Origin of the sequence: Streptomyces formicae, assembly GCF_002556545.1 — a bacterium.
Classification (GTDB): domain Bacteria; phylum Actinomycetota; class Actinomycetes; order Streptomycetales; family Streptomycetaceae; genus Streptomyces; species Streptomyces formicae_A.
Map to the genome: position 1 here is coordinate 167,767 of NZ_CP022685.1, position 26,974 is coordinate 194,740.

General features: G+C 71.5%; 20 protein-coding genes. All 20 read right to left on the reverse strand.

The features are described 5' to 3' along the window. Positions 1 to 7 precede the first annotated feature (7 nt). The 20 genes from rfbC to KY5_RS00845 all read right to left on the reverse strand — a co-directional run bounded on the left by rfbC (position 8) and on the right by KY5_RS00845 (position 26,228). A complete protein-coding gene (gene rfbC / locus KY5_RS00750) occupies positions 8 to 559 on the reverse strand; it encodes a dTDP-4-dehydrorhamnose 3,5-epimerase (protein ID WP_098240313.1) in 552 nt (183 codons plus the stop codon). Continuing rightward, positions 556 to 1,800, reverse strand: a complete 1,245-nt coding sequence (locus KY5_RS00755; RefSeq protein WP_098240314.1) for a polysaccharide pyruvyl transferase family protein — start codon at positions 1,798 to 1,800, stop codon at positions 556 to 558. The genes rfbC and KY5_RS00755 overlap by 4 nt, the downstream gene beginning before the upstream one ends. Next, complete coding sequence (locus KY5_RS00760; RefSeq protein WP_098240315.1) at positions 1,797 to 2,744, reverse strand: glycosyltransferase family 2 protein; 948 nt, start codon at positions 2,742 to 2,744, stop codon at positions 1,797 to 1,799. The genes KY5_RS00755 and KY5_RS00760 overlap by 4 nt, the downstream gene beginning before the upstream one ends. Next, the gene (locus KY5_RS00765) at positions 2,741 to 4,027 is read right to left on the reverse strand and encodes a hypothetical protein (RefSeq protein ID WP_098246988.1); all 1,287 of its coding nucleotides are present in this window, start codon (positions 4,025 to 4,027) and stop codon (positions 2,741 to 2,743) included. Before KY5_RS00765 ends, KY5_RS00760 begins: the two co-directional genes overlap by 4 nt. 5 nt (positions 4,028 to 4,032) lie before the next feature. Further along, complete coding sequence (locus KY5_RS00770) at positions 4,033 to 5,307, reverse strand: DUF4910 domain-containing protein (RefSeq protein ID WP_098246989.1); 1,275 nt, start codon at positions 5,305 to 5,307, stop codon at positions 4,033 to 4,035. After that, positions 5,307 to 6,329: an NAD-dependent epimerase/dehydratase family protein gene (locus KY5_RS00775; protein WP_098240316.1), complete on the reverse strand. Its 1,023-nt coding sequence runs from the start codon at positions 6,327 to 6,329 to the stop codon at positions 5,307 to 5,309. The genes KY5_RS00770 and KY5_RS00775 overlap by 1 nt, the downstream gene beginning before the upstream one ends. Positions 6,330 to 6,332: 3 nt before the next feature. Then, on the reverse strand, positions 6,333 to 6,980 hold the full coding sequence (locus KY5_RS00780; protein WP_098240317.1) for a PIG-L deacetylase family protein: 648 nt from the start codon (positions 6,978 to 6,980) through the stop codon (positions 6,333 to 6,335). Beyond that, positions 6,977 to 7,771 (reverse strand): glucose-1-phosphate cytidylyltransferase, encoded by a 795-nt coding sequence (locus KY5_RS00785; RefSeq protein WP_098240318.1) that lies wholly within the window; start codon positions 7,769 to 7,771, stop codon positions 6,977 to 6,979. Before KY5_RS00785 ends, KY5_RS00780 begins: the two co-directional genes overlap by 4 nt. Beyond that, the gene (locus KY5_RS00790; protein WP_098240319.1) at positions 7,768 to 9,030 is read right to left on the reverse strand and encodes a class I SAM-dependent methyltransferase; all 1,263 of its coding nucleotides are present in this window, start codon (positions 9,028 to 9,030) and stop codon (positions 7,768 to 7,770) included. Before KY5_RS00790 ends, KY5_RS00785 begins: the two co-directional genes overlap by 4 nt. After that, entirely contained in the window at positions 9,027 to 10,304 is a 1,278-nt protein-coding gene (locus KY5_RS00795) for a glycosyltransferase (RefSeq protein WP_098240320.1), read from the reverse strand. The genes KY5_RS00790 and KY5_RS00795 overlap by 4 nt, the downstream gene beginning before the upstream one ends. A 2-nt stretch (positions 10,305 to 10,306) precedes the next feature. Next, positions 10,307 to 11,539: a hypothetical protein gene (locus tag KY5_RS00800; protein ID WP_098240321.1), complete on the reverse strand. Its 1,233-nt coding sequence runs from the start codon at positions 11,537 to 11,539 to the stop codon at positions 10,307 to 10,309. Further along, positions 11,529 to 13,070 (reverse strand): right-handed parallel beta-helix repeat-containing protein, encoded by a 1,542-nt coding sequence (locus tag KY5_RS00805; protein WP_098240322.1) that lies wholly within the window; start codon positions 13,068 to 13,070, stop codon positions 11,529 to 11,531. Before KY5_RS00805 ends, KY5_RS00800 begins: the two co-directional genes overlap by 11 nt. Positions 13,071 to 13,083: 13 nt before the next feature. After that, positions 13,084 to 15,045 (reverse strand): heparinase II/III family protein, encoded by a 1,962-nt coding sequence (locus KY5_RS00810; RefSeq protein ID WP_098240323.1) that lies wholly within the window; start codon positions 15,043 to 15,045, stop codon positions 13,084 to 13,086. A 2-nt stretch (positions 15,046 to 15,047) separates the two neighbouring features. After that, complete coding sequence (locus KY5_RS00815) at positions 15,048 to 17,234, reverse strand: bi-domain-containing oxidoreductase (protein WP_098240324.1); 2,187 nt, start codon at positions 17,232 to 17,234, stop codon at positions 15,048 to 15,050. 24 nt (positions 17,235 to 17,258) lie between these two features. Continuing rightward, positions 17,259 to 19,184: an asparagine synthase (glutamine-hydrolyzing) gene (asnB, locus tag KY5_RS00820; RefSeq protein WP_098240325.1), complete on the reverse strand. Its 1,926-nt coding sequence runs from the start codon at positions 19,182 to 19,184 to the stop codon at positions 17,259 to 17,261. Between the two features lie 3 nt (positions 19,185 to 19,187). Next, complete coding sequence (locus KY5_RS00825) at positions 19,188 to 20,705, reverse strand: Wzz/FepE/Etk N-terminal domain-containing protein (protein WP_098240326.1); 1,518 nt, start codon at positions 20,703 to 20,705, stop codon at positions 19,188 to 19,190. Next, positions 20,702 to 22,099, reverse strand: a complete 1,398-nt coding sequence (locus tag KY5_RS00830) for a Wzz/FepE/Etk N-terminal domain-containing protein (protein WP_098240327.1) — start codon at positions 22,097 to 22,099, stop codon at positions 20,702 to 20,704. The genes KY5_RS00825 and KY5_RS00830 overlap by 4 nt, the downstream gene beginning before the upstream one ends. Further along, on the reverse strand, positions 22,096 to 23,361 hold the full coding sequence (locus tag KY5_RS00835; protein WP_098240328.1) for a glycosyltransferase family 4 protein: 1,266 nt from the start codon (positions 23,359 to 23,361) through the stop codon (positions 22,096 to 22,098). The genes KY5_RS00830 and KY5_RS00835 overlap by 4 nt, the downstream gene beginning before the upstream one ends. Then, positions 23,351 to 24,676: a nucleotide sugar dehydrogenase gene (locus tag KY5_RS00840; protein ID WP_098240329.1), complete on the reverse strand. Its 1,326-nt coding sequence runs from the start codon at positions 24,674 to 24,676 to the stop codon at positions 23,351 to 23,353. The genes KY5_RS00835 and KY5_RS00840 overlap by 11 nt, the downstream gene beginning before the upstream one ends. A gap of 73 nt (positions 24,677 to 24,749) precedes the next feature. After that, positions 24,750 to 26,228: a sugar transferase gene (locus KY5_RS00845; RefSeq protein ID WP_098246990.1), complete on the reverse strand. Its 1,479-nt coding sequence runs from the start codon at positions 26,226 to 26,228 to the stop codon at positions 24,750 to 24,752. Between the last annotated feature and the right edge of the window lie 746 nt (positions 26,229 to 26,974).

Consider the following 26,974-nt stretch of genomic DNA (forward strand, 5'->3'; position numbering starts at 1 on the left):
GGCGACCTCACTTCTCCTTGTGCTTCAGGACCTCGGCGAGGCTCGGTGCCTCGCGGTCCCGCTGGGACATCGACGTGACGGGCAGCGGCCACGGAATGGCGAGCTCCGGGTCGTCGAAGGCGATCGTCACGTCCTCGGCCGGATCGTGCGGGCGGTCGATCCGGTACGAGGTGTCGGCGGTCTCGGTCAGTGCCTGGAAGCCGTGCGCGCACCCCGCGGGGATGTACAGGGTCACCTGCGTATCGCCGGACAGCTCGAAGACGGCCACGTTGCGGTAGGTCGGCGAGTCCTGGCGCAGGTCCACGACGACGTCGAAGACCTTGCCGTACGAGCACCGCACCAGCTTGGCCTCGCCCGCCCCCGAGCGCAGGTGCAGCCCGCGCACCACGCCCCGGACCGAGCGGGACAGGCTGTCCTGGATGAAGGCGTCCGGGTCGAGGCCCACCGAGCGGACCACGTCGGCGTCGAAGGTGCGGCAGAAGAAGCCGCGTTCGTCGGCGTACGGCGTCGGTTCGAAGAGGTACGCGCCGAGGATCGCCGGGACTTCGGTCGCTTTCATCGGATCTCCCGCAGGGCGTGGTCATGGGCGTGGGCGTGGGCGGCCGCGGGGAACAGGGCCGCGGTCAAGGCGGTGAACTGGTGCTCCAGTTGGCGGGTGGCGACCCGGTTGCGCTCGGCGAGCGTGGCCCGCAGCTCCGTCGATCGCCCTTCCAGCTCACGGAACTGTTCGAGCAGCCGGTCGGCGTCGACCTCGCGGGCCGGGTGGCGGTACGCGCCGAGACCCATCCGCTCCATGAGCGCGTCGCTCTTGGCCGCGTAGCTGAGGGCGAGCGTCGGGGTGCCGGCCTTCAGCGCGCAGATCAGGTTGTGGTAGCGGGTGGCCACCACGGAGTCGGCGGCCGCCGTCTCCTTCATCAGGTCGGCGAGCGAGGCCGTGTCCGCTGCCGTGACCAGGGGCGAGTCCACCGCGTCGAGGATCGAGGCGACCACAGGGGCGTCGCACTCGTCGCCGGTGAGCAGCCGGACGGGCCTGCCCGCGTCGACCAGCGCGCGGACGAAGCGAGTCGTCCCTTCGAGGTAGCGGCGGTGGATCTCGTCGGCGCGGGCGCGGTCGTCGTCACCGCCGTGGAAGTCCATGACGCCGACGCAGACCAGGCCCTGAGCGTCGGAGGCTGCGCTCGCCGAGGGCGTCGGCAGGGCGAACGCGAGGTCCGGGTAGACCTCGTCGCGCGTGGTGTCCACGCCCATCGCCCGTATGGCATCGCGGGACAGGGCGTCCCGGTACGAGCGGTAGGTGGCGAGCCGGGCCGAAAGGCGCACCAGGGCCCTGGTCGGCCTGCTGCCGATCGGTGCGGCGCCGACGCCGACCAGCGCGACCCGGGTGCCGAACAGGCGTCCTGACGCGCAGAGCAGGAACAGTGCGTACGGGAAGCCCCACGGCCGCAGCGGCAGCGTGGCCTCCAGGACGCCCATGCCCGGCACGATCACCACGTCGTGGCGGCGCACCCAGGCGGCGGTGCGGAAGACGTCGACGAGTTTGCCGAGGCCCTTCCCCACGATCGCGCCCGCACGCGACGCGGTCCGGTACTCGCCCCGGTACCAGTGCAGCCGCGTCGCGGGGATCCGGTACCGGGCGGCGACGGCCTCGGGGCCGCCGCACAGCGCGTCCACGGCCGCGTCCGGATGCTCGGCGCGGAGGTAGCCGAGCACGGCTTCCAGCGACCCGTCGTTGCCGAGGTTGCCGGAGCCGAGCAGGCCGAACACCCCGACGCGCACCGGGGTTTCGCGTGCGGCTCTCACGCCTGCCTCCCCTCGCGTCCGGCGACGAGGGCGTCGACGGAGACGTCGAGCCCTGCGGGGTCGACCGGGGCCCGGTCCTCGACCCGCTCACCGGCGCCGGGGCGGGCCCTGCTGGTCATCCAGGCGGCGAGGTGGCCGTAGCACGCACGCCGGTCGGCGGCGGACAGCGGCGCCCGGCGGATGGCCGAGACGAAGCCCCCGACGTACTCGGCGAGCAGCCGGGGCGTCGGGTGCAGCGGGCCCGCCCTGCGCGGGTCAAGGTTGACGCACCGGGAGCGCTTGGAGGGGTTCGCCCGCTCGGCGCGGGTGGGGTGGTCGCGGCGGAAGTACAGCAGCTCGGGCACCTGGTGGAAGGGCCCGTGCAGGACGATCTCGGCGACGAACGTGCGGTCCGCGTGGTGGTAGCTGTCGTGCGGCTTCACCCGGCGCAGCATGTCGGAGCGCATCACCCCGTAGAAGTCGTCGCCACCGGGCTCGAAGAGGAAGCTGCGGAAGCGCTCGGGCGCGCGGGGCGAGTCGGTGGCGATCCCGTACTCGTAGGGGACCTTCACCTGGGCCTCCTCGTCGATGACGGCCTGCCCGGAGTGCGCGAGGACCACGTCGGGACGCTCGTCGAGCGCCTCGACGCAGCGTCGCAGCAGGTCCCTGGCGTACAGGTCGTCGTGCGACGCCCACTTGAACAGCTCGCCCCTGCACTGGGTGAACACGTAGTTGTGGTTCGGTGCGGCGCCGATGTTCTTGCGCAGCTTGATGTACCGCACGCGTGCGTCCTGGGCGGCGTACTTGCGGCAGATGTCCTGCGTCCCGTCGGTCGAGGCGTTGTCCGAGATGACCAGCTCGAAGTCCTCGTAGGTCTGGCCGAGCAGGGCATCGAGCGCCTCGGCGAGATACTCCTCGCCGTTGTACACGGGCAGGCCGATGCTCAACCGGGGATGGGCGGTCATGACGTCCTCACTTCGGGAATGGAGTTCTGGTGGCGCTCGCGCAGGGCGGCCCGCAACTGGAGCCACCAGGCGCAGGAGCCGCAGACGGTGGCGGCGGCGACGCCCCAGGCCGAGCCGACCGTGTTCGCCACGGCCGCCCCGCCGAGCCCGCCGCCGACGTAGCAGGCGGAGGCGAACAGTTGACAGCGCAGGCTGCGCCGGGCCGCGGCGAGCGCGCGGAGCCCGGCGGCCGCGCCGGTGCCGAGTCCGGCGGCCGCGACGCCGAGGGTGACCGGCACGATGAGCTCGGACGCGGAGCTCCAGACGTCGCCGAGCACGAGCTCGCCGAGCCGGTCCGGCATCAGCAGCAGGGCGGCGCCCCAGAGCAGCGCGGCGACGGCCTGCACGCCGCCGAGGAGCAGGCAGAACGTGCCGAGGCGGTGCGGGGCCCGCCGCAGCACCCGGGCCGCCTCCGCGACGGTGACCAGGGAAAGGCCCATCAGTACGGCCATGAAGGGGCCGAGCAGGAGCTCGGCGCCCCGCACCACGCCCACCGCGCTGACTCCGACGATCGCGCCGAGCCCGTACGCCCGCAGTTGGCTGGCGCCGCTGACGCCGACGTTCTCGGCCAGGTAGCGGTAGCTGAGGTCACGGTGTTCGCGGAGCCACTCGCGGGCCCGGGTGATCCGGGGCCGGATGCCGGACTGGAAGCAGCCGTACACCGCGGCCACCGCGGCGGACACGCCCCAGGCGAGCACGAAGGCGGCCACGGTGCCCACGCGGGCCGCCACCACCATGGCGGGGACGAGCGCGACGCCCCACACCAGGTCGTTGACGAACGCCTTGCGTCCGGTGCCCGCGGCGAAGAACGCGTACCGCCAGGCGTCCTGGAGCAGCAGGCCGGGCAGCATGACGCCGAGGCAGGCGAACGCGGGCCCCACGCGCCCGCCGAGGGCCAGGCCGACCACCAGACACACCGCGCCGATGGCGGTGCCGACGCCGAGCGCGGTGCCCGACGACTGTGCCACCGCCCTGCGCCACGACCAGTCGGGCACCCCGCTGAAGCGCACCACGAGCGGGTCGGTGGCCAGGCCGCGGGAGACGCTGAGCACCACGCCGTACGTCACCCAGGCCAGGCTGAACACGCCGAACGCGGCGAGCCCCAGCGAGCGGGCGACGTAGATCCCCACCACGAAGTTGGACAAGCTGGAGGCCGCCTGGTCGGCGAGCCCCCAGGACAACCGGCCGACGATGGCCCGCCGCGCGGGTCCGGCCCGCCTCGTCTTCTCCTCCTCGGTGGTCATCGGCGTCATGCCTTGATCAGTCCGGCGGCGCCCAGGGCGTCGGCCGCACCGGCGACGGTGTCGAACGCGAGCCCGGAGCGCTCGGCCACGTCGAGCAGACTGCGCTCGCCGTCGGAGAGGCTGAGCACCCAGAGCATCGCCATCTGGGCCTGTTGCGCATCGCTGCGGCCGCCCAGCGAGTCGTACAACCCGCGTCGGCCCAGCTGTGGTTCGCCGTAGGGACTGAGGTTGAGGTAGCGCCGGTTGCGGTCCAGGACGGCGAACGCCTCGCGGCAGACGGCGAGCGTGTCCGTCATCGCCTCCGGGGAGACGAAGTCCGGGTTGTCCGCCGAGGTGTGGTACTCGGGGTATCCGGCGTACGGGGTCCTGCTGAGCGAGCCCACGCCGAGGTTGAACCCGGGTGAGCAGTACTGCCGCTCGTCGTAGCCGTACGGCGTGAACTCCGTGACGCGGTGCGGGCGTTCGGAGGTGGTGAGGACGTGCCGCAGCACCCGGTCGATCTCCGCGTCACCGCGTCTGCTCTGCTTGTACGTCAGGTCGCCCGCGTCACCGGCGCAGGCCAGCACGAGGCCGTGCTTGACCTGGTCGATCCGCTCCTGGTTGCGGGCCAGCCAGGTGATCGCCCCGACGGTGCCGGGCGCGTAGACGAACCGGTAGGTGTAGTACGGCGTCCGCTCGGCCAGCGCCCGTGCCAGGAACGTCGCCACCGCGATGCCCGCGAGGTTGTCGTTGGCCAGCGAAGGGTGGCAGGTGTGGCAGGAGACGATCACCTCCTCGGGGACCTGGCCGGGGATCACGTGCTCGGCGTAGGTGAGGTGGCCGTCTTCGAGCGTGGAGTCGACGCACACCTGGTAGTCGCCGTCCGGCAGGGCGTCCAGGGTCTCCTGGGCCAGGCAGAATCCCCATTGCGGCTTGTAGTAGCTGGTGCGGTAGGGCACCCAACTCGGGTGCTCCGGCAGGGTGTACAGGTGCTCGCGCAGCTCGGCGAGCGGCATGGTCCTGGACACCGGCACGCTGTAGCCGAGCACGTGCAGGCTGGACGCGGCGAAGTCGACGACGCGGTTTCCCGCGGAGTCGGCGATGTACGCGTCGCGGATGTTCCACTCCTGCGGCACCGTCCAGTCCAGGACCTGGGTCCCGGTCGGCACCTCGTGCACCTGCAGCGGAACGTACTCGTCGACGATCTTCAAGGTGGCGCGGACGCCGTCGCCCGTGATGCTCCGGCACAGCGGGTACAGCCGCTGGACCAGGGCGTGCATCTCCTCGCCGACCGTGGCCATCAGCGCCACCGCAGGGTGTCGTCGACGGCACCGGTCTCGGAGGCCGCGCGCAGCACGGCGAGCCGGGTGAAGCGCCGCTCGAAGTCGTCGCGGGTCAGCCCGTGCTTCCGGTAGGCGTCGGCGAGTTCGAGCGCGCCCTGCTTGACCGTCCACTCGCAGTCGAAGCCGGGTATCGCGGCACGGAACCGGGAGAAGTCCACCCGGTAGGAGCGCGGATCGGCGCCGGTCTCCCCGGTGATGACCACCTTCGATCCGGCCACCGCCGCGGCGACCTGCTCGGCGATCTCGGCGACCGTGACGTTGTTGACCTCGCTGCCGATGTTGAACGCGCGGTCGTGCACCGCTTCGCGCGGCGCGGTCAGCGCGGCCGTGAAGGCGCGGGCGATGTCGGCGGCGTGCACGAGGGGGCGCCACGGGGTGCCGTCGGACATCACGAGGACCTCGCCGGACAGGAGCGCGTGGCCCACGAGGTTGTTCAGGACGATGTCGGCGCGCAGCCGGGGCGAGAACCCGAAGGCGGTGGCGTTGCGCATGTAGACCGGGCTGAAGTCCCCGTCGGCGAGCGCGTGCAGGTCGTCCTCCACCCGCACCTTGGACTCCGCGTACGGCGTCACCGGGCGCAGCGGTGCGGCCTCGGAGACCAGCTCGCCGCCGCCCGCGGCGCCGTAGACGGAGCAGGTGGACGCGTACAGGAAGCGTCCCACTCCGGCGTCGCGGGCCAGTTGGGCCAGGCGTACGGACGCGTGGTGGTTGATGTCGTAGGTGAGCTCCGGCGCGAGGGAGCCCAGGGGGTCGTTGGAGAGCGCGGCCAGGTGGATGACGGCGTCCACCCCGGCCACGTGTTCGGCCGTGACGTCGCGCAGGTCGACCCGGTGTCCCGCGGGGTCCGCGGGCAGGGGGCCGAGGACACAGCCGGCGAAGAGTCCGGCGTCGAGACCGACGACCTCGTGCCCGGCGGCCGCGAGGACGGGAGCCATCACGGTGCCGAGGTAGCCCTGGTGTCCGGTGAGCAGTACGCGCAAGTTTCAGTCCCCCAGATCGAGCGTGATTTTGGTGGCGGCGAACGCCTCGGCGTAGCGCGCCTGGCATTCGATGCCGCGGATCCGCGCGAGGCCGATGAAGGCCTCGCGGTCGTACCAGGCCCGGTGCCGCTGCGAGGCGTAGTGCTCCTGCAGCAGCCGGACCTTCTGTTCGGCGATCTCCGGTGTGAGCGGCTGGTACGCGGTGGGACGGCCGAGATCGCCGTCCCACTTGACGATCTCGTAGCCGAGTACGAGGTGGTCGCGGAACGCGGTCGGGATCAGCTTCGCCAGGCCGCGGTGGTCCTGGTGCGCGTCGTCGGTGCGCGGGGCGAGCACGAGGTCGGGGTCGGTCCGCTGGCGCAGTTCCTCGACGGCGGCCTTGGCCTCCTCCCAGTGCGCGGGCACGCGGCCGTCCGGCAGTTTGAGCACGGTCAGGCGCAGGTCGGCGCCCGGGCAGAAGGCGGCGAGCGCGGCCCGCTCCTCCTGCTCCCGTTCGCCGCCACCGCCGGAGAGCACCAGCGCGTCGACGCGGATGCCCGGCCGCGCGAGGCACGCCGTGAGGAGCGTGCCGCCCGCGCCGATGGCGATGTCGTCGCAGTGCGCGCCCACCGCGGCGATCCGCGTCAGAGGGCCCGCCCCGAGCCGGATCACGCGCCCACCCCGGCAGTGTCCCGCTCCCACACGGCCCACGGGCGGTCGCCGCGGGCGTACGCCTCGTCGAGCGCGGCCCGCTCCTTGACCGTGTCGGTCGGCTTCCAGAAGCCGCGGTGCTGGTGCGCCACCAGGCGTCCCTGCTTGGCGAGTTGACCACAGCCGTCGGCCACCAGGTCGCCGTTCTCCGGTATGTGGTCGAAGACCTCCTGGCGCAGGACGAAGTAGCCGCCGTTCTCCCACAGCGGCATGTCGCTCACCGCGGTGATGCCTCCCACCAGGCCGTCCTCGCCCAGTTCCACACAGTGGAACGAGGACTGCGGCGGCACCACCATCATCGACGCGCCGGCGTCGCGCCCGGCGAAGGAGTCGATCATCTCCGGCAGCGGGGCGTCGGTGAGCACGTCGGCGTAGTTGGCGAGGAACATCTCGTCGCCGCCGAGGTGGTGGCGCACCCGGCGGAGGCGTTCACCGATCGGCGACTCGATGCCGGTCTGCGCGAACGTGATCGTCCAGTCGGCTATGTCGGTGGAGAGGAGCTCGGTCTTCCCGCCGCGCAGCACGAAGTCGTTGGACGTCGTCTCCTCGTAGTTGAGGAAGAAGTTCTTGATGTGGTGCGCACCGTAGCCGAGGCACAGGATGAACTCCGTGTGCCCGAAGTGGGCGTAGTAGCGCATGACGTGCCAGATCAGCGGTCGCGGGCCGACCATCGCCATCGGCTTGGGCACGTCGTCGGCGGCGCCGCTGCGCATCCGCATCCCGTAACCGCCGCAGAACAGTACGACCTTCATGATGTGACCTCTTTCAAGGACGCGCCCTCGACAATGCTCAGTTCCGGGATGGGGAAGACGAGGCGGCCGCCCCAGTCGTGCACGAAGGACAGCTGCTCGACCAGCTCGGCCCGCAGGTTCCACGGCAGGACCAGGACGTAGTCCGGCTCGTCCGCGGCGATCTGCTCGGGCGCCATGATCGGGATGCGGGTGCCCGGGGTGAACCTGCCGTGCTTGTAGGGGTTGCGGTCGACCGTGTAGGCGAGCAGGTCGGGCCGGATGCCGCAGTGGTTGAGCAGGGTGTTGCCCTTGCCGGGGGCGCCGTAGCCGACGACGCTCTCGCCGCGCTCGGCCGCGGTGATGAGGAACTTCAGGAGGTCCCTGCGCACCTTGGCCACGCGGGCGGAGAACTCGGTGTATCCGGACAGCTCCTGCAGCCCGGCCGCCTTCTCGCGCGCCAGTACGTCGGACACGCGCTGCGAAGGCTCGCCCGCGACCTCGGCGGGCCGGGCCCACAGCCGGATGGAGCCGCCGTGCGTGGGCAGCAACTCGACGTCCACGAGCGACAGTCCGCCGCTCGCGAGGGCGCGGATCGCGGAGGCGACCGTGTAGTACTGGAAGTGCTCGTGGTAGATCGTGTCGTACTGGTTCTCCTCGATCAGGGTCAGCAGGTGCTGCACCTCGATGGAGACCCAGCCGTCGTCGGCGACCAGGGCCCGCAGCCCCTGGGTGAACCCGACCACGTCGGGGATGTGCGCGTAGACGTTGTTGGCCACGACCAGGTCCGCCGGGCCGTGTTCGGCGCGGACGGCCGCGCCGGTGTCCGGGCTCAGGAACTCGGTGACCGTGGGCACACCGGCCTCCCGTGCCGCGGCGCCGACGTTCACCGACGGCTCGATGCCGAGGCAGCGGATCCCCCGGTCCACCACGTGCTTCAGGAGGTAGCCGTCGTTGCTCGCGACCTCGACCACGAAGGCTTCCTTGTCTTCGGCGTCGAGGCCCACCCGCTGGACGGCGTCGGCAACGAACGTGCGCGCGTGCTCCACCCACGAGGTCGAGAAGGAGGAGAAGTACGCGTACTCGCTGAACGTCTCCTCCGGCGTGATCAGCGGCGGGATCTGCGCGAGCCAGCAGTCGGTGCAGACCTGCAGGTGCAGCGGGTAGGCCGGTTCCGGCTTGTCCAGTTGGTCCGCGGCGAGAAAGCTCTCGCACGGCGGGGTCGCCCCCAGATCGACGACGCTCGCCAGCGCCGCCGAGCCGCAGAGTCGGCATCGTGTCATTTACTGCCCCCATCCCTGCTCGCGCGGGTCCCCCACCGCGAGCCAGTGTTTCCGTTCCTTGCCGGCGGCGGGCTTTCCCCGCCGCCCGACCGGTCCGCGATCGCGGTCCGGTACCCCTCCACCAGGCGTTCGAGGCCGACGGCCGGGCTGAAGCCCTGCTCGTAACGGCGTCGGGCCGCCTGGCCCATCTCCCGGTTGCGGCCCTGATCGGCCGCGATCCGGCGTATGCGGGCCGCGAGCGAGCCGGAATCGCCCGGCCGGTGCAGCAGCCCGGTCACCCCGTCGTCGACGAGTTCGACGAAGGCGCCGTGCCCCGCGGCGACGGTCGGCACCCCGGCCGCCATCGCCTCCACGACGACCAGGCCGAACGCCTCAAGCCACGTCGAGGGAGCCAGCACGGCGACCGAGCGGGCGATGGCCCGTTGGCACTGGGCCGTGTCGTACAGGCCGACGTACCGCACGTCGTCCCGGCCCGCCGCCCAGTCGGTCACCTCGTGCTCCAGCGGTCCCGTACCGGCGATCACGAGCGGCACGCCCACCCCGCCGCTCGCCGCGAGTTCGTCCCACGCGGCCATGAGCAGCCGCAGGCCCTTGGCCTCCGCGAGCCGCCCGAGGTAGAGCAGGTGCTCGCCGTCGCCCGTGCGGCGATCGTCCGGATCCGGTACGAAGTTGTGCTTCACCGCGAGACGCTCCGCGGGCATCCCGGCTCGTACCAGGATGTCGCGCTGCGCCGCGGAGATGCAGAAGAACCGCTCCACGCCGGACCACCAGCGTCGCCGGTTGACCGACAGGCTGACCGCGAGCGGCACCGTCGCCAGGCGGGAGTTCCGGTAGCAGCCGTGCCGCACCGCGGGCACGGGGGCGGTCGCCCCGACGCACTCGGTGCACGGCTTGCCGTCCCGCTGGAGCGTGCCGGGCGGACAGATCTGCGTGTAGTTGTGCAGCGTCGCGACGGCGGGCACGCCCGCGTCGGCGCAGGCGGCCAGGACCGCGGGCGAAAGCAGCGGGAAGACGTTGTGGACGTGCACCACGTCAGGGCGCGAGGTGCGAAGGCGGGTGGCGAGCTCCGAGCGGACCGAAGGGTTCCACGGCACCAGGAGCGGCACCGCGACCTTGCCCATCAGGGAGCGGGCGCCGATGTCGTCGCTGCGCCGCTCGAACACCTCGACCCGGTGTCCTGCCGCGCGCAGCAGGGCCACCTCCTGGTCGACGACCTTGTTCTCCCCGCTCGGCTGCGCCGAACCGTAGCGGTTGTGCACCACCAGAACGTGCATGCTCAGCTCACCTCCGTGCGCCGGGCCCAGCGCGGCACTCGTCGTCGTGGAACGTCGGGCGTCGCGAGATCCGGGGCCTCGGTGGGTGCCGCGAGGAGCGCGGCGGCCAGGGCCAGGTGCAGCAGGTACGGCGAGGCGTCGCCGAGTCCGGCCTCGGTGTACGACGCGATCGCGCAGTAACTGATCAGGAAGATCGCGCAGGCCCGCTGGAGCGACGGCGGGCGCAGCAGCGCGACGCCGCCGAGCACGACGACCATCGTCCCCACCAGGACGACGCCGATCAGGCCCTGCTCGTTGTAGACGGCGAGCCAGCTGTTGTCGATCGGCAGCCCGCCGAACGACTTGTCGCCGAGGCCCGCGCCGAACAGTTGCTCCGAGGTGCTCCGGGGGGCTGCGAGGAGGGCGTCCCAGACCTTGGCCCTGCCGGTGAGGCTGGAGAAGTTCTCCTTGCTCTGGCCGCGCAGGAACCACGCCTGGAGCATGGAGCCGAGCGCCACCGCGGCCACCGCGGCGAGCAGCACCGTCCAGGTGAAGAACCGGCGGGCGGCGGAGCTGGTCAGGACGAGCGAGCCGATCGCCAGGACGAGGCCGATGACGAGCCCGAGGGTGGCCGTGCGGGTGTGGGTGAGCGCGAGAAGGACGAGCGAGGGCACGATGACGAACGCCGCGCTGGCCCGGTCGGTCCTGCGGCCGAGCAGGAGCAGCACGGTGAGCCCGATGATCACCGCGGCGTACTGTCCGATCTGCGGCGGGGTGAGCGGCCACAGCGCGCCGACGAGGCGTCCGCCGTAGAGCTCGGGCATGGCCGCGCCGGGCGACATGACCAGTCCCGCGGCGACCGACCCGAGCACCAGGAAGTACACCTTGATGTGGTGCCTGACGAAGGTCAGGCTGCCGTCCCACCAGCGGCTGAGCAGCCACAGCGTGGCGACGAAGAGCATCAGCCTGCCGCAGCGGAACAGCGCGCCGAACCCGGACTCCAAATGCGCGCTGGAGATCACGCTCGGCACGAGGAGCAGGGTGAGCAGGAAGACGTAGGCACTGGCGTGGACGCGCAGCCGGAGGTTGGCGGCGAGCGCCAGCGCGAACGCGGCGACCAGAGCGCCCATGGTGACCATCTGGATGAGCGAGCGGGGCAGCGGAACGATCGTCACCGCCCCCGCGGAGCCGAGCGTGTTGAGGATCAGCAGTCCCCAGGCCGTCCCGACGAGCTTCGAGGTGTGGTCAGCGCCCATCTCCCTCACCACCCCGTACGCGGAAGGTGCTGCCCTTGTCCTGCTCGTAGGGCGCGCCCTGCCACTGCCCGGAGTCCAGCACCCGGCTCGGGTCGTGGGCGACGAACTTCCACGGTCCGACGTAGGTGTTGTCGTGCCAGCGGTTGTGCTGCTTCTGGGTGATCGCCTCGGCCACCCGCTCGCCCTGGTAGGGCGACCAGTCCGGGTAGGTGCCGTAGTTGGCCAGGAGCGCCATGCGGTCGCACCGCTCCGCGCACTCGACGACGGACTTGTCCAGGGCGAAGCGGTTGTCGTGGATGTCCACCCGCTGGGTCTTCCACCGGCAGTCGGAGTAGAGCGGCGCCTTGGCGATCGCGGGCTTCGCGCAGCGGTCGACGTCCCGCACCAGCAACGTGCAGTCGCCGGACGAGGTGTTGGCCGGGCTGTTGCAGAACCGGTCGGCGTTCTCCCACAGGGTGATCCCCGACCAGTTGTCCTGGAGGACGTTCCGGTAGATCTCGATCTTGTCCGTGCGGGCCTTGACCCGGGGCTCGCCGCCGGATTCGGAGACGTAGACGGTCGCGAAGGGGAAGCTGTCGCCCCGGTCGGCCGCCTTGCGGCCCTCGACCCAGTTGTTGCGGCGGATCGTGTTCTTCCTGATGACCGCGTTGTAGCTGGTCTCGTAGATCAGCGCGGCACCGTCGTTGGCCTCGAGGACGTTCTCCTCGATGCGGAAGTCGTTGTTGTTGGTGTCCGCCCACAGTCCGGTGCCCCGGTTGTCGTGCACCCAGTTGCCGCGCACGTCGGCGCCGTCGACGGCCCAGAACTTGATGCCTCCGGTGCAGCCGCAGCCCTTCCGCCGCCGCTCCCAGTCGCCGGTGTTGTTGCCCACGATCTCGTTGCCCTCGACGACCAGGCCGCTGATGCGGCCCTTGGACTTGTACGCGTTCATGCCGTACTGGCCGTTCTCGCGCAGGCAGTTGGCGCGGACCTGCTGGCGGGCACCGGCCATCAGACCGGCACCGGAGTTCCGCTGGATCGTCGCGTGCTCGATCACCCACCCGTCGGCCGAGTCGTGGTTGACCACGCCCTCGTCCGGGGGCGCCACGAAACGCTGCACCGTCAGATAGCCGATGGTGACGTCGTGGGCGGTGCCGCCGAACGCGTACTGGTTCTTCTTGCGGCCGTCGAGCACGGCGCCCGGCGCGCCGAGGTAGCGGTTCCCCTTCTTCGGGATGACCTGGGAGAAGCGGTCGGGATCGAGCCTGTGCTTGCCCGGCTCGAGCCAGAACGTGGTGTGCGCGGGGCTGCTCTTGGTCTTCGCCACCAGGTCACCGACGACCGAGGGGTCGACCGTGACCGCGCCCTTCGGCGCCTTCGCGGGGCCGTCCGCGGGTTTGGCGCAGACCCGCGCCACGGAACGCGCCGCGGCCGTGGACGGCTCGCCCTTCGACTCCGCCGCCGGGGTGTCCGACGTGCCCATGCAGCCGGTCGCCGCCAGCAGGACGATCGTCTGCGCCGCCACCGGCAACGCCCAGTTCCGCCACTTCATCACCACGTGCCCCCTAGCCCCGGAACCGGAGTGCGGTGGTGAACTCCCGCGCGCCGTCGGCGGAACCCGTGCCGACCAGCGTCGTGGTGGGTTCCTTGCGCCCGAATCCCGCGGAGTACCAGCCGAGCGGCGGCTCGGTCTCGCCGCGGTGCGCCCGCCAGGACAGTTGACTCGGCAGGTCGAGCACCGCGGAGCGGTCCTCGCCGTCCCTGGTCCAGCTGAGCTCGGCCCGGTTGCCCGACAGCTCCGCGGTGATCTCCGGGCCGAGGTGGAAGGCCAGGCGCACGACCCCGCGCGAGTCACGCACCTCGTCGACCACGGTCAATTCCCGGCTCTCGGCTGCCAGTTCCACACTGCGCCGGTGCACGGACGGCTGGTAGCCGTCGTGCTCGGCGGACCAGCGGGCCGTCCCGCCCGCGGAGACGTCGGGCGTGTCCACGGCCAGGACACGGCTCCGGGCCTGCCGGGTCCACAGGAAAGGGCCGCCGGAGACGGACTGGTCCTCGCCGTCCAGTTGCAGGGTGTTGTGGCCGAGGGTCGAGCGGAAGTACTGCCGCCACTCGGGCTGCCCGTGGTAGCAGAACGTCCCCGGGTCGGCGAGCACGTCGACCCCGTCGTGCCGGACCTCCACGGACAGCGCGTCCGCGTGGGCGTGCGCGGCGATGGAGAGGAAGCCGTGCGGCCCGCCGTCACAGCGGCACCAGATCCCCTCGGGGCCGCGCAGGACCGTCATGCCCGCGTCGGCGAACCGGGCCGGACGCCGCGCCGGGCGGGACACGGCCCGTCCGGTCCCGTTCTTCGCGTACGGCCTGATGAGCGCGGCGAGGAGCGGGGTGCGCACATCGGTGGCGGTCACCTCGGGCCACCAGGCGAGCCGCCCGAACACGGCGTCACCGGTGGCCAGGAGCGAGGCCCAGCGGTCGGTGCCGGCGCCGTCCACGATCAGACCGTGCCCGTCGTCGGCGTCGCCCTGCCGCGGCGGCCGCAGCCGGTCGTCCACCACGGCCGCGAGCGCGTCGGTCATCCGCAGCAGCACGATGCGGACCGTCGCGGGGACGGGTACGTCGGCGGCGTCGGCCTCGGCCAGCGCGGCCAGGCCGAGTTCGAGGACGAGCCCGTGGTACTCGGTGGCCAGTTCGCGGTTGAGGCCCGAGTGGAAGGTGTTGCTCCGCAGATGCCGTTCGAGGGAGCGCAGCGCGCCCTTGCGCCAGCGCGCCGACGCGGGGAACCACCCGAAGGCGCAGGCCGCGGCGAACTGTCCGGCGGCCTCCGCGATGACGTGGTTGTTCGCCGAAGAACCACGGCTGGGGAAGGCGGCGAGCCAGCGCTGGTGGTGCCAGATCTGGTTGAGCGCGACCGGGTTGTGCTCGAACAGGGCGGCCGCGCCCTGCCAGCCGTCGAGCAGCCTGCGGATCCACACCCAGGAGAGCAGCCGGATGCCCAGCTCGATGCCGCTGATCCAGTGCACCCCGCGCAGGGGCGCGTTGGCCGCCCACCACAGCCTCAGGAGTTCGGCCACGCGCTCGGCGTACCGCTCGTCCCCGGTCAGCGCGTAGGCGGCGGCGAGCACCGTGAGGAACTGGTGCCGGGACGGCTCCCAGATCTGCTTGATGTCGCCGACCACGTCCTCGTTCCGGTAGGGCACGTCGAAGGCGTAGCCCCACGGTGCCCTGCGGCCGGTCTTCGGGTCGTACCACCAGTCGGGGTCGGCCAGGTCGTCGCGGACCACCCCGAAGAACTCGCCGTGCCCGGCCATCAGCCGGTCCGCCTCGGCGACGAGGCTCTTCACGGCGTCCGTCGGCACCGCGGCGAGCGTCCCCGCGGGCAGTACGGCGGTGAACCTGGCGTCGGCCACGCCGGGGCAGTCCGGCCGCGCGGACCGCCACAGCCTCCTGCGCACCGCGTCCTGCGCCCGGCCGCCGATCTCCCTCGGCCCCATCCGGGAGAGCCGCCGTACGTACCAGCCCGCGCTCATGGTCACAGCGGCCTCGCCAGCGTCACCGGCGCGCCGGCGGCCAGGCCCGCCCGCACGGCGAGGGTGGCCGCCGTGGTGGCGACGAGGGACTCCAGCGGCACCGGCATCGGGCCGCCGGTCCGCACGGCCTTGACGAACGAGGCAAGCTCCGCCGACTGGCCCTTGTCCCGGGCCTTGGGCAGCCGCGAACTGACCCACTTCTTGCGGCCGTGGACCGAGGCGCGGACGAAGTCGTCGAGGTGCAGCACCTTGCCGTCGGCGACGAGGTCCAGCGTCTCCTTGGGGAAGCTGGCCGCGCCGGTGGTGACGTAGCTGATGGTGGCGGTGGACCCGTCCGGGTAGTGCAGCACGATCTGCAGGTCCTCGTTGCCGGCCGTGGCGGCCGCGTACACCGAGACGGGGTCGGCGCCGAGCAGCCAGCTCGCCGTGTCGATGAAGTGCCCGCCCTCGCCCGCGAACCGCGAGCCCTCGGTGCCCTGCTGGAGGTACCAGCTGCCGTGCTGCAGTTGCCCCGCGTTGACCAGGTAGCGCAGGCTCGCCGGTCCCGTCCTGGCGCCGAAGCGCTTCTTGGCCTCGTGGAGGAGTGGCGCGAACCGGCGGTTGAACCCGACTTGGAGCCGGTCGTTGCCGGACTCCTCCACCGCCGCGAGCACGCCTGCCAGTTCGTCCTCGGAGAGCGCCAACGGCTTCTCCACGAACACGGCCTTGCCCGCGAGCAGCGCCTTGCGGGTCAGTTCGGCGTGCGAGCTGTGCCGGGTGACCACGAACACCGCGTCGATGGACTTGTCGCCGAGCACGGCGTCGAGATCGGTGGTCGCCTCGGCGAAGCCGAACTTCCGCTGGGCGTTGGCCGCGGAGAGCGCCGTCGTGGTGACGACCGTCGACAACGCGACGCTGTCGCGTCCCACCAGGTGCGGAAGCAGCATCGACGTCGCGTAGTTCCCCGCGCCGACGAACGCCAGGCGCACCGGCGTCCTGGCCGCCCGCGCCGAGCCGGACGCCCCACCGCCGCGCCGCACCGCGGGCACGGCCACCGACGGAGCCTCCGCCTCGCCCTCAGCCGCCTGTTCGGGGTACCGGAAGAGCACGGCGACGGCCTTGAGGTCGCCGTCCTTCAGGCTCTGGTACGTCTCGACGGCGTCGTCGAAGTCGGCGATGTGGGAGATCAGCGGATCCACGTCGACGCGACCGCGGGCCACGAGGTCGAGGAAGCACGCCAGGTTGCGGCGCTCGGTCCAGCGCACGTAGCCGATCGGGTAGTCGCGCCCTTCCAGTTCGTACGACGGGTCATAGCGCCCGGGACCGTACGAGCGGGAGAACCGGACGTCGAGCTCCTTCTCGTAGTACGCGTTCCACGGCAGGTCCAGACGGCACTTGCCGATGTCGACGACGCGTCCCCGGTCCCTGCTCAACTGGGCGGCCAGTTCGACGGGTTGGTTGCTGCCGCCGCCCGCGGCCAGGTACACCTGGTCCACTCCGTGGCCGTCGGTGAGCTCGGCGACGGCGGCTTCCACGGCCGCGGACGCGGGATCGCCGCAGGCCGCCGCGCCCAGGCGCTCGGCGAGTTCGCAGCGCGCCGGGTCGGGGTCGACGCCGACCACGCGTACGCCCGACGCGGTGAGGAGCTGCACCACCAGCTGCCCGATCAGACCGAGGCCGATGACCAGGGCCACCTCGCCGAGCTGCGGCTCGCCCTGCCGGACGCCCTGCATGGCGATCGATCCGACGGTGCCGAAGGCCGCGTGGCGCGGCGCGAGTCCGTCGGGCACGGGGGTGTAGAGGTTCTTCGGCACCCAGTTCAGCTCGGCGTGCAACGCGTGTTCGTTGCCCGCGCAGGCCACGAGGTCGCCGACCTTCACGTCGTCGATCCCCGTGCCGACCTGCTCGACCACTCCGCACAGCGAGTAGCCGAGCGGCGTGTAGGAGTCCAGCTTGCCCATCACCTTGCGGTACGTGGCGGGCACCCCGTTGGTGGCCACGCTCTGCATGACCTTGGCCACCTGGTCGGGGCGGGAGCGGGCCTTGCCGATCATCGACATGCCCGCCTCGGAGACCTTCATGAGCTCGGTCCCGGTGGATATCAGCGAGAAGGCGGTCCTGACGAGCACACCGTCCGGCTTGCATCCCGGCACCGGGACGTCGAGCAGCGCCAGTTCGCCGCTCTTGTAGTTCTGCACAACCTGTTTCACCGGAACTCCTGTTGTTCTACGCCGTCAGTGAGTGCTCTGGCCTGAGCCAGTTGTCGCGTCGCGGTACCAGTACTCGAGGGTGAGTACGTGCCAGAGGTGTTTGGAGAAGTCCCGCTGCCCGGAGGCGTCCTCGGCGACCATGCGCGCCAGTGCGTCGCGGCGCAGGAACCCGGACTCGACGAGCAGTCCGTCGTTCACCACCTCGCGCACCAGCGGTGCCAGGTCCCGGCTCATCCACGCGCGCAGCGGGGCGCTGAACAGGCCCTTGGGGCGGTACACGATCTCCTTGGGCAGGATCGAGGTGGCCGCTTCCTTGAGGACGGCCTTGCCCTGCCGTCCGACGATCTTGCGGTCGCCCGGCACGGCGAACGCCGCCTTCACGACCTCGACGTCCACGTACGGGACGCGCACCTCGGTCGACGCGGCCATGCTGGAGCGGTCCGTGTAGGCGAGGTTCAGGCCCGGCAGGAACATCCGGGCGTCACCCAGGCACATGCGGTTGACGAAGTCGTCGAGTTCGTTGTCCTCGTAGACGTCCGCGTGCTCGGTCAGCACGTCGTCGACCGTGCCCGCCAGGTCGGGGTCGATCAGGGCGAGCAGCTCGTCCTGGTCGTACATGGTGTAGCTGCGCCGGAACGCGGTCTCCTCCGGCAGCTCGGCGAAGGAGAGGAACCGCTTCGCGAAGCGCACCGACCGGTACCCGCGCCGGGCCGTGGCGACCGGCAGCCGGTCCACGGCCTTGGCCACGCCGCGCCGCAGCGGCCCCGGAACGCGCTGGTAACGCAGCGCGATCAGGTTGGCCAGGTGCTTGCGGTACCCGGCGAACAGCTCGTCGGCGCCCATCCCCGAGAGCATCACCTTGACCCCGGCCTCCCGGGCGGCCGAGCAGATCAGGAACGTGTTGATCGCGGCGGGGTCGCCGATCGGCTCGTCCAGGCTGTACGTCATCCGGGGCAGCAGGTCGAGCACGTTCGGCGCGATCTCGATCTCGTGCAGATCGACGCCGAACCGCTCGGCGACCTGCCGGGCGTAGCGCAGGTCGTCCGGCATCGCCTCGAACTTGGCGTCCTCGGCGCGGAATCCGATCGTGTAGGCGGAGATCCCCGGCTGGTGCCGGGCCGCCAGCGCGGTCAGGTAGCTGGAGTCGAGACCGCCGGAGAGGAAGGTCGCCACGGGGACGTCGGAGAGCAGGTGCTGCCGGGTCGACTCCTCGACGATGGCGGCGAGGTCCGGCTGCTCGCCGCTGCGGGCCCGCTCCCGGCCCTCGGCGGCGACGTCCTTCAGGTTCCAGTACGTGCCGCGCTCCACCCGTCCGTCGGGTCTGCACCGGAGCCAACTGCCCGGCGGCAGCTTCTCCGCCTCGCGGAACGCGCACCGCGAGTCCGGCACCCAGTAGTAGAGGAGCGAGGCCACGAGCGCCGCGTGGTCCACCTCGAGGGACCCGCCGGTGGCGGCGGCGAGCGCCTTGAGCTCGGAGGCGAACACCAGCCCCTCGCCGCGCCGGAGCAGGAACAGGGGCTTGATGCCGAGCTGGTCGCGGGCGAGCACCAGGTCACCGGTGCGCTCGTCGAAGACCCCGAGCGCGAACATGCCGCGCAGCCGGGGCAGGCAGTCCGTGCCCCAGTGCCGCCATGCCTCCAGGAGCACCTCGGTGTCGGAGGTGCCCCGGAAGCGCGCCCCTGCGGCGGTGAGTTCGGCGCGCAGCTCGGGCGCGTTGTACAGCTCGCCGTTGTACGTCAGGACGAGCCCGTCCTTGACCATCGGCTGGGCGCCGGTCTCGGACAGGTCGATGATGGCGAGGCGACGGTGCCCGAGGTGCACTTCGCCGTCGCCGACGGGGTGGTTGTACCGGCCCGCCCCGTCAGGCCCGCGGTGGGCGAGGGTGTCGGTGAGCCGGTCGGTCACGACCTTGCCGTCCGGCCATCGGTACGTGCCTGCGATGCCACACATGTCCTACCTCGCCTCCTGGTCGTTGTCCGGTACTCCTGCGGCCCAGATCGGCTGCCGTTCCTTGCGCGAGCGGCCCATCTCGTCCTGGCGGGCAAGGCGCTCGCTGTGCACCCGTAACGCGATGTGCAGGCCGTCCCAGAGCGTGCCGTCGGTCCTGTCCCGCGGGTCGGGGTCGATCAGCACCACGCCGATCACCGGGATGCGCTGGTCCGAGAGCTGCCGCGCCACGGTGTGCAGCCAGGTGGCACTGCCGTGTCCCGCGCGGACGACGAGCACGGTCTGGCTGCCGAGGTACTGGAGGTCGGTCCACGCCGTCCCGGGCGCGACCGAGCCGACCCCGAGGCGGCGCACCTGCTGCGGCAGGGCCGCGGCCCGGCCGCCGCTGACCACGGCCGGCTCGCCCTGTTCCTGACGGCCGCCGGAGAGCTCCGGTCCCGGCAGGCCGTCGACGATGACGACACGCCCCTCCGCCGCCAGTTCCCTGGCGACGTCCTTGGCGATCAGGCTCGTGCTGCGCGCGCAGCCCAGTTCGAGGAGCGACACCGGTTCCGCGGTGCCGCGCACGGTGCGGACCAGGGTCGTGGTGAGCCGTTCGCGCGTCGCCCTGGTCCTTCGGCGCTGCCACAGCTTGGAGGGCCTGCGCAGTTCGGCGATGACCGAGGCGCCCAGGTGTGCCGCGATCTCGCGGCGCAGCACGGGTCGGCCCGCGACCACGGCGCCGACCGCGGCCGCCGCGATCCCGAGCACGAGCCCGAGGAGGAACCCGATCCCGGCGTTGGTGACGGCGGCCTTGGGCAGGGAGTGCCGCACCGCGCGCGGCGCGTCCACGATCTGCGTGCCCGCGACGACCCGGGGCGTGCCGACCCGCGCGTCCTCGGCGCGCTGGTCGAAGTCGGCGATCCGCGAGTTGAGCTCGGCCCTGCGGGCGAAGAGCGACTCGATGCTCGCCGATGCCTTCGGATCGCCCTCCGGCGACCGGTCCCCGATCGACTTGTTGACCTTGGCGAGTTCGTCCCGCATGCGGTCGCGCTGGTCGCGCAGGGCCTTGGCCTCGGCGGTCGCGGCTTCCCGCATCCGCCTCACGTGGTCGGCGACGAACGCGTCGGCCAGCGCCTTGGCCCGGGCCACCGCGTCCGCGTCACTCTCACCCGTCACATCGATCTGCAGCAGGTTGTTGGTCACGCCGGCGCCCCGGTACTCCTGCATGAAGTCCTCGGGGTTCTCCGCGGACTTGAGGGTCTTGAGGGCCTCGGTGGCGATCCGGGTGGTCCCGAGGAGTTCGACGTCGGTGCGGATCAGCGTTCCGGTGTCGTTCGGCTGATCGTCCTGGTGCGCCACGAGGACCTTGGTCGTCGCGCTCGGCAGGGGCGGCCTGACGACCGTCACCGCCGCGCCGAGGAGCAGCCCGACGAGCGCCACGACGCACCAGAGGCGGCGGCGCCTGCGGACCGCCGCCACCAGCCCCTGGAGGTCGAAGAGCGGGGCGGCAACCGACGCGTCGGATGTCTTGCTCGTCGTCACCCTGCACCTCCCCCGGCGTCGTTGCCCACCGCGACCGGTGGCGCGGTGTGCTGCGGAGCGTGGTCGGCGGTCCGCCGCTGACGGGTTCTGACCGCCCCGGCGACGACGGTGCCGACGACCTGGTGCCCGGCGTCCGCGCACGCCTCGGCGATGCCGCCGAGCTCCCCCGAGGTCCAGATGCCCGCGCTGAGCACGACCAGGGCACCGGCCTCGGTGTCGCGGTCCGGCACCAGCGGCCGGGACATCGAGACCTCCACCACCCGCAGCACGGGGTTCCGCCTGCTCGAAGAGGTGGCCGAAGGATCGTTCTGGGCCTCCGTGACGAGCTGCGCGGCGGCCCGGTGGGCGATCTCGTCGGTGTCCGGTACGACGACGAGGAGCCGTCGGGAGCCCGGCACCCGGTCCCGGAGGCGGGCGCACACCCGCCGGTAGCGGGTCTGTCTGCCCGCCTCGCCGCCGGACGGCTGCGGGGTCGGTACGTCCCACCGCGTGTCGAGTCCGAGGATTCGGCGGAGCCCGGCCCCTCGGGCACCGCCCTGTGTCCGGTGTTCGAGCCGTTCGCCGGGCACGTCGACGGTGCCGAGGAGCGCGGAGCCGAGCGCCGCGGCGATCTCCGGCTCGGTGCGCGGCCGGCGGTTCGCCCGTGCGGCGGCCAGATGGCCGATGACCGCGCACACGAAGAACAACAGGGCACCGGCCGCGATGAGTTGGGTCCTCGTCGGCGGCGCCTCGCCGGTCGGCAGGGCCGCGGGGCCCATGACGACCATGTTGGCCTTGTTGGTCGCGGGGTCGGCCTCGTCCAGCTTCTTCATGGCTTCCTGCAGCGCGGTGCGCAGCTTCTCCAGTTCGGTGCGGGCCTGCACGCCCTCCACGGTCTGTCCCGGGTCGGCCGCGTCGGCCAGGTCGCTGATGCGGCGGTTGGTCTGCACGACCTTTTCCCGCAGCGCCTCCGGCCCCGCCTCCGTGTCGGATTCGGTGCCGTCGCCCGCGAGGCGTGAGGCGAAGGTGACGAATTCCTTGGCCACCTGGTCGGAGAGCTCCTGCGCGTGCTCAGGGGTGCTCGCCGTACCCGAGATCTTGATGATGTTGCCGTCGGCGGCCGTCGCCTTCACTTGGTCCCGCAGGTCCGCGGCGCTGACGCCCTTCCAGTCGAGCGCGGCGGCCGCGCGGTCCACCACCGCCGAACTCGCCGCGATCTCCGTCTGGGTCAACAGTTCGCGCTCCTCCCACTGCCCCGCCAGCACTACCGACGTCGACGTCGTGTAGCTCGGCGGGAACAGCAAGGAGGCCCCGTAGCCGACGAGCGCGCCCACCAGGGCGACGATGGCGAGCAGCCGCCAGCGCCGTCGGAAGATCCGCCCGATCGTGACCAGGCGTATTGCGTCCTCACTCAACTGCGCTGCCTCTTCCCTGTCCTGTCCTTCGCGCTCACCGACACCGGAGTGTGGTCACGGCAGGCGGCGGCGTAGGCGGCGAGCAGCTGCGCCTGCGAGTTCCGCCAGGAAAGCTGCCCGCTGATCCGCTCCTGGCCGACCTTGCCCATCCGGGCCCGCTGCTCCGGGTCGTCGAGGAGCAGCGCGACGTGCTTGGCGAACTCGGCCTCGTCGTTGGCGGGCGCGTAGACCGCGGCGTCACCGGCGGAGACCCTCGCCTCGCGTAAGTCGAACGAGACGATGGGTCTGCCCATCACCATGTACTCCAGGACCTTGTTCATGGTCGACACGTCGTTCAGCGGATTGCGGGGGTCGGGAGAGAGGCACACGTCCGCGGTGGACAGGTAGCGCACCAGGTCGGCGTCCGGGATGCGCCCGGTGAACTGCACCTGCTCGGAGAGCCCGAGCTGACGGGACAGGTCCACCATCGCGTCGAAGGCGTCGCCGGAGCCGACGAACACCGCGTTCCAGTCGGTGCGCCCGAGGTCGTCGCGCAGCTTGGCGAGGGCCCGCAGGGCGTAGTCGACGCCGTCCTGGGGACCCATCACGCCGAGGTAGCACAGGAGATGGGGCTTGCCGCGCTTCAACTCCGGCTCGGGCGGCACCGGGTGGAACCGGTCGATGTCGGGCGCGCTGCGCACCACGAAGACGTCTTCCGGGCGCTTGCCGCCGCGGCGCACCGCGACGTCCCGGTAGCTCTCGTTCGTGGCGATCACGATGTCCGCGGCCCGGTAGGTCCACTTCTCCAGCGCGCACACGGCGCGGTAGAGCAGGTCCTTGCCCCGGTCGAACCGGGAGAGGTACAGCTCGGGCACCAGGTCGTGCTGGTCGAAGACGAACCGCGCGCCCCGCCTGGTCAGCCACCGCGCGGGCAGGAACAGCAGATCGGGCGGGTTGCAGGCGTGGACCACGTGCACCGGGCCGACCTTGCGGGCGAGCCGGGCCGTGTGCCAGAGCGCGGTGCCGTACTCCCGCAGATAGCCCGCGGGCCCTCCGGTGGCCGCGCGCAACGGGTAGCGGTGGATCCGCACCCCGTCGATCACCGCCTCCGGCTCGGTGTCCCGCTTCTCCCCCCGGGGACAGATGACGTGCACGTCCCAGCCCGCGTCGCGCAGCGTCGTGCACTCCTGCCACACCCGCCGGTCGAACGGCACCGACAGGTTCTCCACCAGGATCAGCGCGCGCCGGCCGTGCCGGTCGCCGCTGGTTGCGTTACCAAGCAAGACCCATGTACCCCGGTTCGGTCCGGCGCGCTTCGGCGTCGGGAAGGCGGATGAGATCGACGATCGCGGGGCTTTCGCCGTGGGGCAGCGCCGAGAGGACGGCCGGGTCCTTGGTCCCGACCAGGCACACCTCGGCGTGTGCGAGCACCTCGTCGACGGTGTCCGCCATCAGTTGGGCGAGGTGCGGCAGCCGGGTCTCGATGTACTCGCGGTTGGCGCCCATGAGCCGCGAGAGGCTCACGTTGGCGTCGTGGATCCGCAGGTCGTAACCCTTGCCGTGGAGTCGCTCGGCCAGCTCGACGAGCGGGCTCTCGCGGAGGTCGTCGGTGCCGGGCTTGAAGGAGAGGCCGAAGAGCCCCACCTTGCGCTTGCCGGTGCGCTCGACCAGCTCCACCGCGCGCTGCAGGTGGTCGGAGTTGGAGGGCAGCACGTGGGACAGGATGGGCACCGAGACGTCGGCCCGCTGTGCCGCGTGGACCAGGCTGCGCAGGTCCTTGGGCAGGCAGGAGCCGCCGAAGGCGAAGCCGGGCCGCAGGTAGGCGGGGCTGATGTTCAGCTTGCGGTCCGCCAGGAAGACGTCCATCACCTGGTGCGAGTCCACCCCGAGCGCCTGGTAGACCGCGCCCAGTTCGTTGGCGAAGCCGATCTTGAGGCCGTGGAACGCGTTGTCCGCGTACTTGATCGCCTCGGCCACCGGGACCGGTACCCGGAAGACCTCGCCGGGCAGCCCTTCGTACAGCGACGCGATCACGTCGCCGCTGGCCGGGTCGAGTTCGCCGATGACGGTCTTGGGCGGGTCGAAGAAGTCCCGCACGCTCGTGCCCTCGCGCAGGAACTCCGGGTTGACCGCGACCCCGAAGTCCACCCCGGACGTGCCGCCGACGTACTTCTCCAGGATCGGCACCAGCAGACCCAGGCAGGTGCCGGGGAGCATGGTGCTGCGGAACACGACGGTGTGCCGACCCCCCTGGCTCCCCTTCTCGGCCAGCGCGGCACCGATCTGCTCGGTGACCCGCTCCAAGTAGGTGGTGCTCAGGCTGCCGTTGGCCTCCGACGGCGTACCGACGCAGATCAGCGACACCTCGCTGCCCAGGACGGCCTCGCGTACGTCACGGGTGGCGCGCAGCGCTCCGGTCCGTACGACCTCGGCGGTGAGCTCGCCGATCCGCTCCTCGACCACCGGGGCCTTGCCGTCGTTCACCAGGTCGACCTTCGCCTGATTGACGTCCACCCCGATGACCTCGTGGCCGAGGCTGGCCAGGCACGCGGCCGACACGCAGCCCACGTAGCCAAGCCCTAAGACGCTTATTCTCATGACCCGTTCCTCCCCCCAGGCAGACCCTCGCGGTCTGCCTTCCGTGCGTCGGCCGGATGACGGCCACCGCGCATCAGTACGCTCCCTGTCCCTGGAGCACCGCACGCAGCGTCTTCCACAAGATCACTGTGTCCAGGGCGAGCGACCAGTCCTCCACGTACCGCAGGTCGAGGCGGACCGCTTCCTCCCACGGCAGGTCGCTGCGTCCGCTGATCTGCCACAGCCCGGTGAGCCCGGGCTTGACCAGGAGCCGACGCCGGATGTCCGGGCCGTAGGCCGCCGACTCCTCCGGCAGCGGGGGCCGGGGGCCGACGAGCGACATCGAGCCGGTGAGTACGTTGAAGAGCTGCGGGAGCTCGTCGATCGAGTACCGGCGCAGCACCGCTCCCACCCGGGTCACCCGGGGGTCCCGGTGGAGCTTGAACAGCAGTCCGGCGCCCTCGTTGCGCTCCGCCAGTTGGGCGCGTGCCCCGTGGGCCCCGGTGACCATGGTGCGGAACTTGAAGATGGTGAACTCCTGGCCGTCCTTGCCGACTCTGCGCTGGCGGTACAGCGCGCCGCCCCGGCTGTCCAGCAGGACGAGCAGTCCGACGCACACCATGAGTGGTGCGAACAGCAGCAGCAGGATCGCCGCGCCGAGCCGGTCGACGACTCCTTTGACCGCCCTGCGGCCCCCGGTGAAGGTCGGCATGCTGACCCTCAGCAGCGGGATCCCGAGCACCGCGTCGACGTGCAGTCTCGGTCCCGCCACCTCCATGAGGACGGGGGCCACGACCATCTCGGCGTCGCTGCCTTCGAGGTTCCAGGCCAGCCGCTGGAGCCGGTCCGGGGACCAGTGCGGGTCGGGTGTGACCGCGACGACGCGGTAGCCGTCGCGGCGGACGTGGCCCGCGACGTCCGCGAGTCGGCCCACGACCGGCACTCCGTCCAGGTGGCCGCCGTCGAGCCCGGGGTTCTCGGGTGTGCACACGGCCTCCACTCGCCAGCCGAGGTGCGGGAACTTGCGGGCCCGGGTGATCAGGTCGCGCACGGTGGCCAGGCTTCCGGCGGCGAGCACCGGCCGCAGACACCGTCCCTCTTTCCGTTGCTTGTGCAGCCACAGGCGCAGCAGGTAGCGCTCGGTCATGGTGACGAGCGCGATCGCGGGGATGGCGACGAAGATCCAGAGCTTGATATTGCGCGAGGTAAGGGCGATCCCGCCGAGTGCCAGGACGACGGCGGCCGTGAACAGGGAGCGGCCGAGTCTGCGGAACTCCTCCGCGCCCTGGCCCAGCACGGCAGGGGCCCAGGCCCGGCTCACCGCCAGTGCGCCCAGCACGAGCAGCTCGGTGCCGAACGCCAGGATGCCCCACTTCTCATGCCAGTTGGCCGCGTCCCTGACTCCGAAGAAGTTGCCGATCGCCGCCACCACGAAGGCGGTGGCCACGGTATCGCTGGTGATCACGGTACGGCGGTACCGCTGCTCCCAGCCGATGGCGGGCTGGCTGACCGCCCCGTTCACCGGCCGCCCACGCGCCGGTAGGAACGGGCGAACTAATTCCCCCTGCTGCACGGACCCCCCCAGGTCGCCAGTGGGCTCGACGTGTTCGCTCCACACGGTTCCTCCCCCCGGGAGGCCCTCGCCCCCCGCACTGTTCCTCCCCTCGGAGGGCCCCGCCCCCCGCGCCGCGCTGTTCCTCCCCTTCAGGAGGCACCCCCGCCTCCCGGTCATGACAAATCGGTCAATCCAGCGCTAGTTGAACAACCCAAACAGACGGCTACGGACACACACGTACGTCCGGCCGGAGATGTGTGAAGTGCGGAGCCCCATCGAAACCCCGGGTGCTCCCCGCACCCGAGGCCCCCCTCCCGGGCCCCAAAAGCTGATCACCCCCACGGTCTGGCGCCGGGGGACGTGACTACTGGCTGTCCGTCGCACCAGACCTATAGATCATTGTTTGTCGCCTCGTGTCCCCATGTGAAGCACGGTCAATCTAGACCATCGGGGCCTGCCTGGAGAGGGGATGTGTGCAACTTGTGCTCAAGCTTTGAAGCAGAATCCACGAAACGATCACTGACAGAGGTTGCCTCGAAGCCGAAGACATGCGTTGTGACCTGTGACGACGCGAGTTCTCTAGGTTGCCGGTGGCCGTGTCACGAAGCCATCCCGGCGTCGCCAACTAGGCCCCATTTAGGGCTTGTTTGGCGGAATCTCGTCGGCGGGCGCGGGGCGGAGCCACCGGCGGGCGGGCGCGACGGGCGGCACGGGGACCGAAAAACCCCGCCGGACCGGCTCTCCTTGCCCTTCGCGGGCTCCTC

Excerpts from the sequence above, each read along its gene's own strand:
- rfbC (WP_098240313.1), bottom strand. The coding sequence starts at position 559 with ATGAAAGCGACCGAAGTCCCGGCGATCCTCGGCGCGTACCTCTTCGAA.
- KY5_RS00760 (WP_098240315.1), bottom strand. The coding sequence starts at position 2,744 with ATGACCGCCCATCCCCGGTTGAGCATCGGCCTGCCCGTGTACAACGGC.
- KY5_RS00765 (WP_098246988.1), bottom strand. The coding sequence starts at position 4,027 with ATGACCACCGAGGAGGAGAAGACGAGGCGGGCCGGACCCGCGCGGCGG.
- KY5_RS00770 (WP_098246989.1), bottom strand. The coding sequence starts at position 5,307 with ATGGCCACGGTCGGCGAGGAGATGCACGCCCTGGTCCAGCGGCTGTAC.
- KY5_RS00785 (WP_098240318.1), bottom strand. The coding sequence starts at position 7,771 with ATGAAGGTCGTACTGTTCTGCGGCGGTTACGGGATGCGGATGCGCAGC.
- KY5_RS00790 (WP_098240319.1), bottom strand. The coding sequence starts at position 9,030 with ATGACACGATGCCGACTCTGCGGCTCGGCGGCGCTGGCGAGCGTCGTC.
- KY5_RS00795 (WP_098240320.1), bottom strand. The coding sequence starts at position 10,304 with ATGCACGTTCTGGTGGTGCACAACCGCTACGGTTCGGCGCAGCCGAGC.
- KY5_RS00800 (WP_098240321.1), bottom strand. The coding sequence starts at position 11,539 with ATGGGCGCTGACCACACCTCGAAGCTCGTCGGGACGGCCTGGGGACTG.
- KY5_RS00805 (WP_098240322.1), bottom strand. The coding sequence starts at position 13,070 with ATGAAGTGGCGGAACTGGGCGTTGCCGGTGGCGGCGCAGACGATCGTC.
- KY5_RS00810 (WP_098240323.1), bottom strand. The coding sequence starts at position 15,045 with ATGAGCGCGGGCTGGTACGTACGGCGGCTCTCCCGGATGGGGCCGAGG.
- asnB (WP_098240325.1), bottom strand. The coding sequence starts at position 19,184 with ATGTGTGGCATCGCAGGCACGTACCGATGGCCGGACGGCAAGGTCGTG.
- KY5_RS00840 (WP_098240329.1), bottom strand. The coding sequence starts at position 24,676 with ATGAGAATAAGCGTCTTAGGGCTTGGCTACGTGGGCTGCGTGTCGGCC.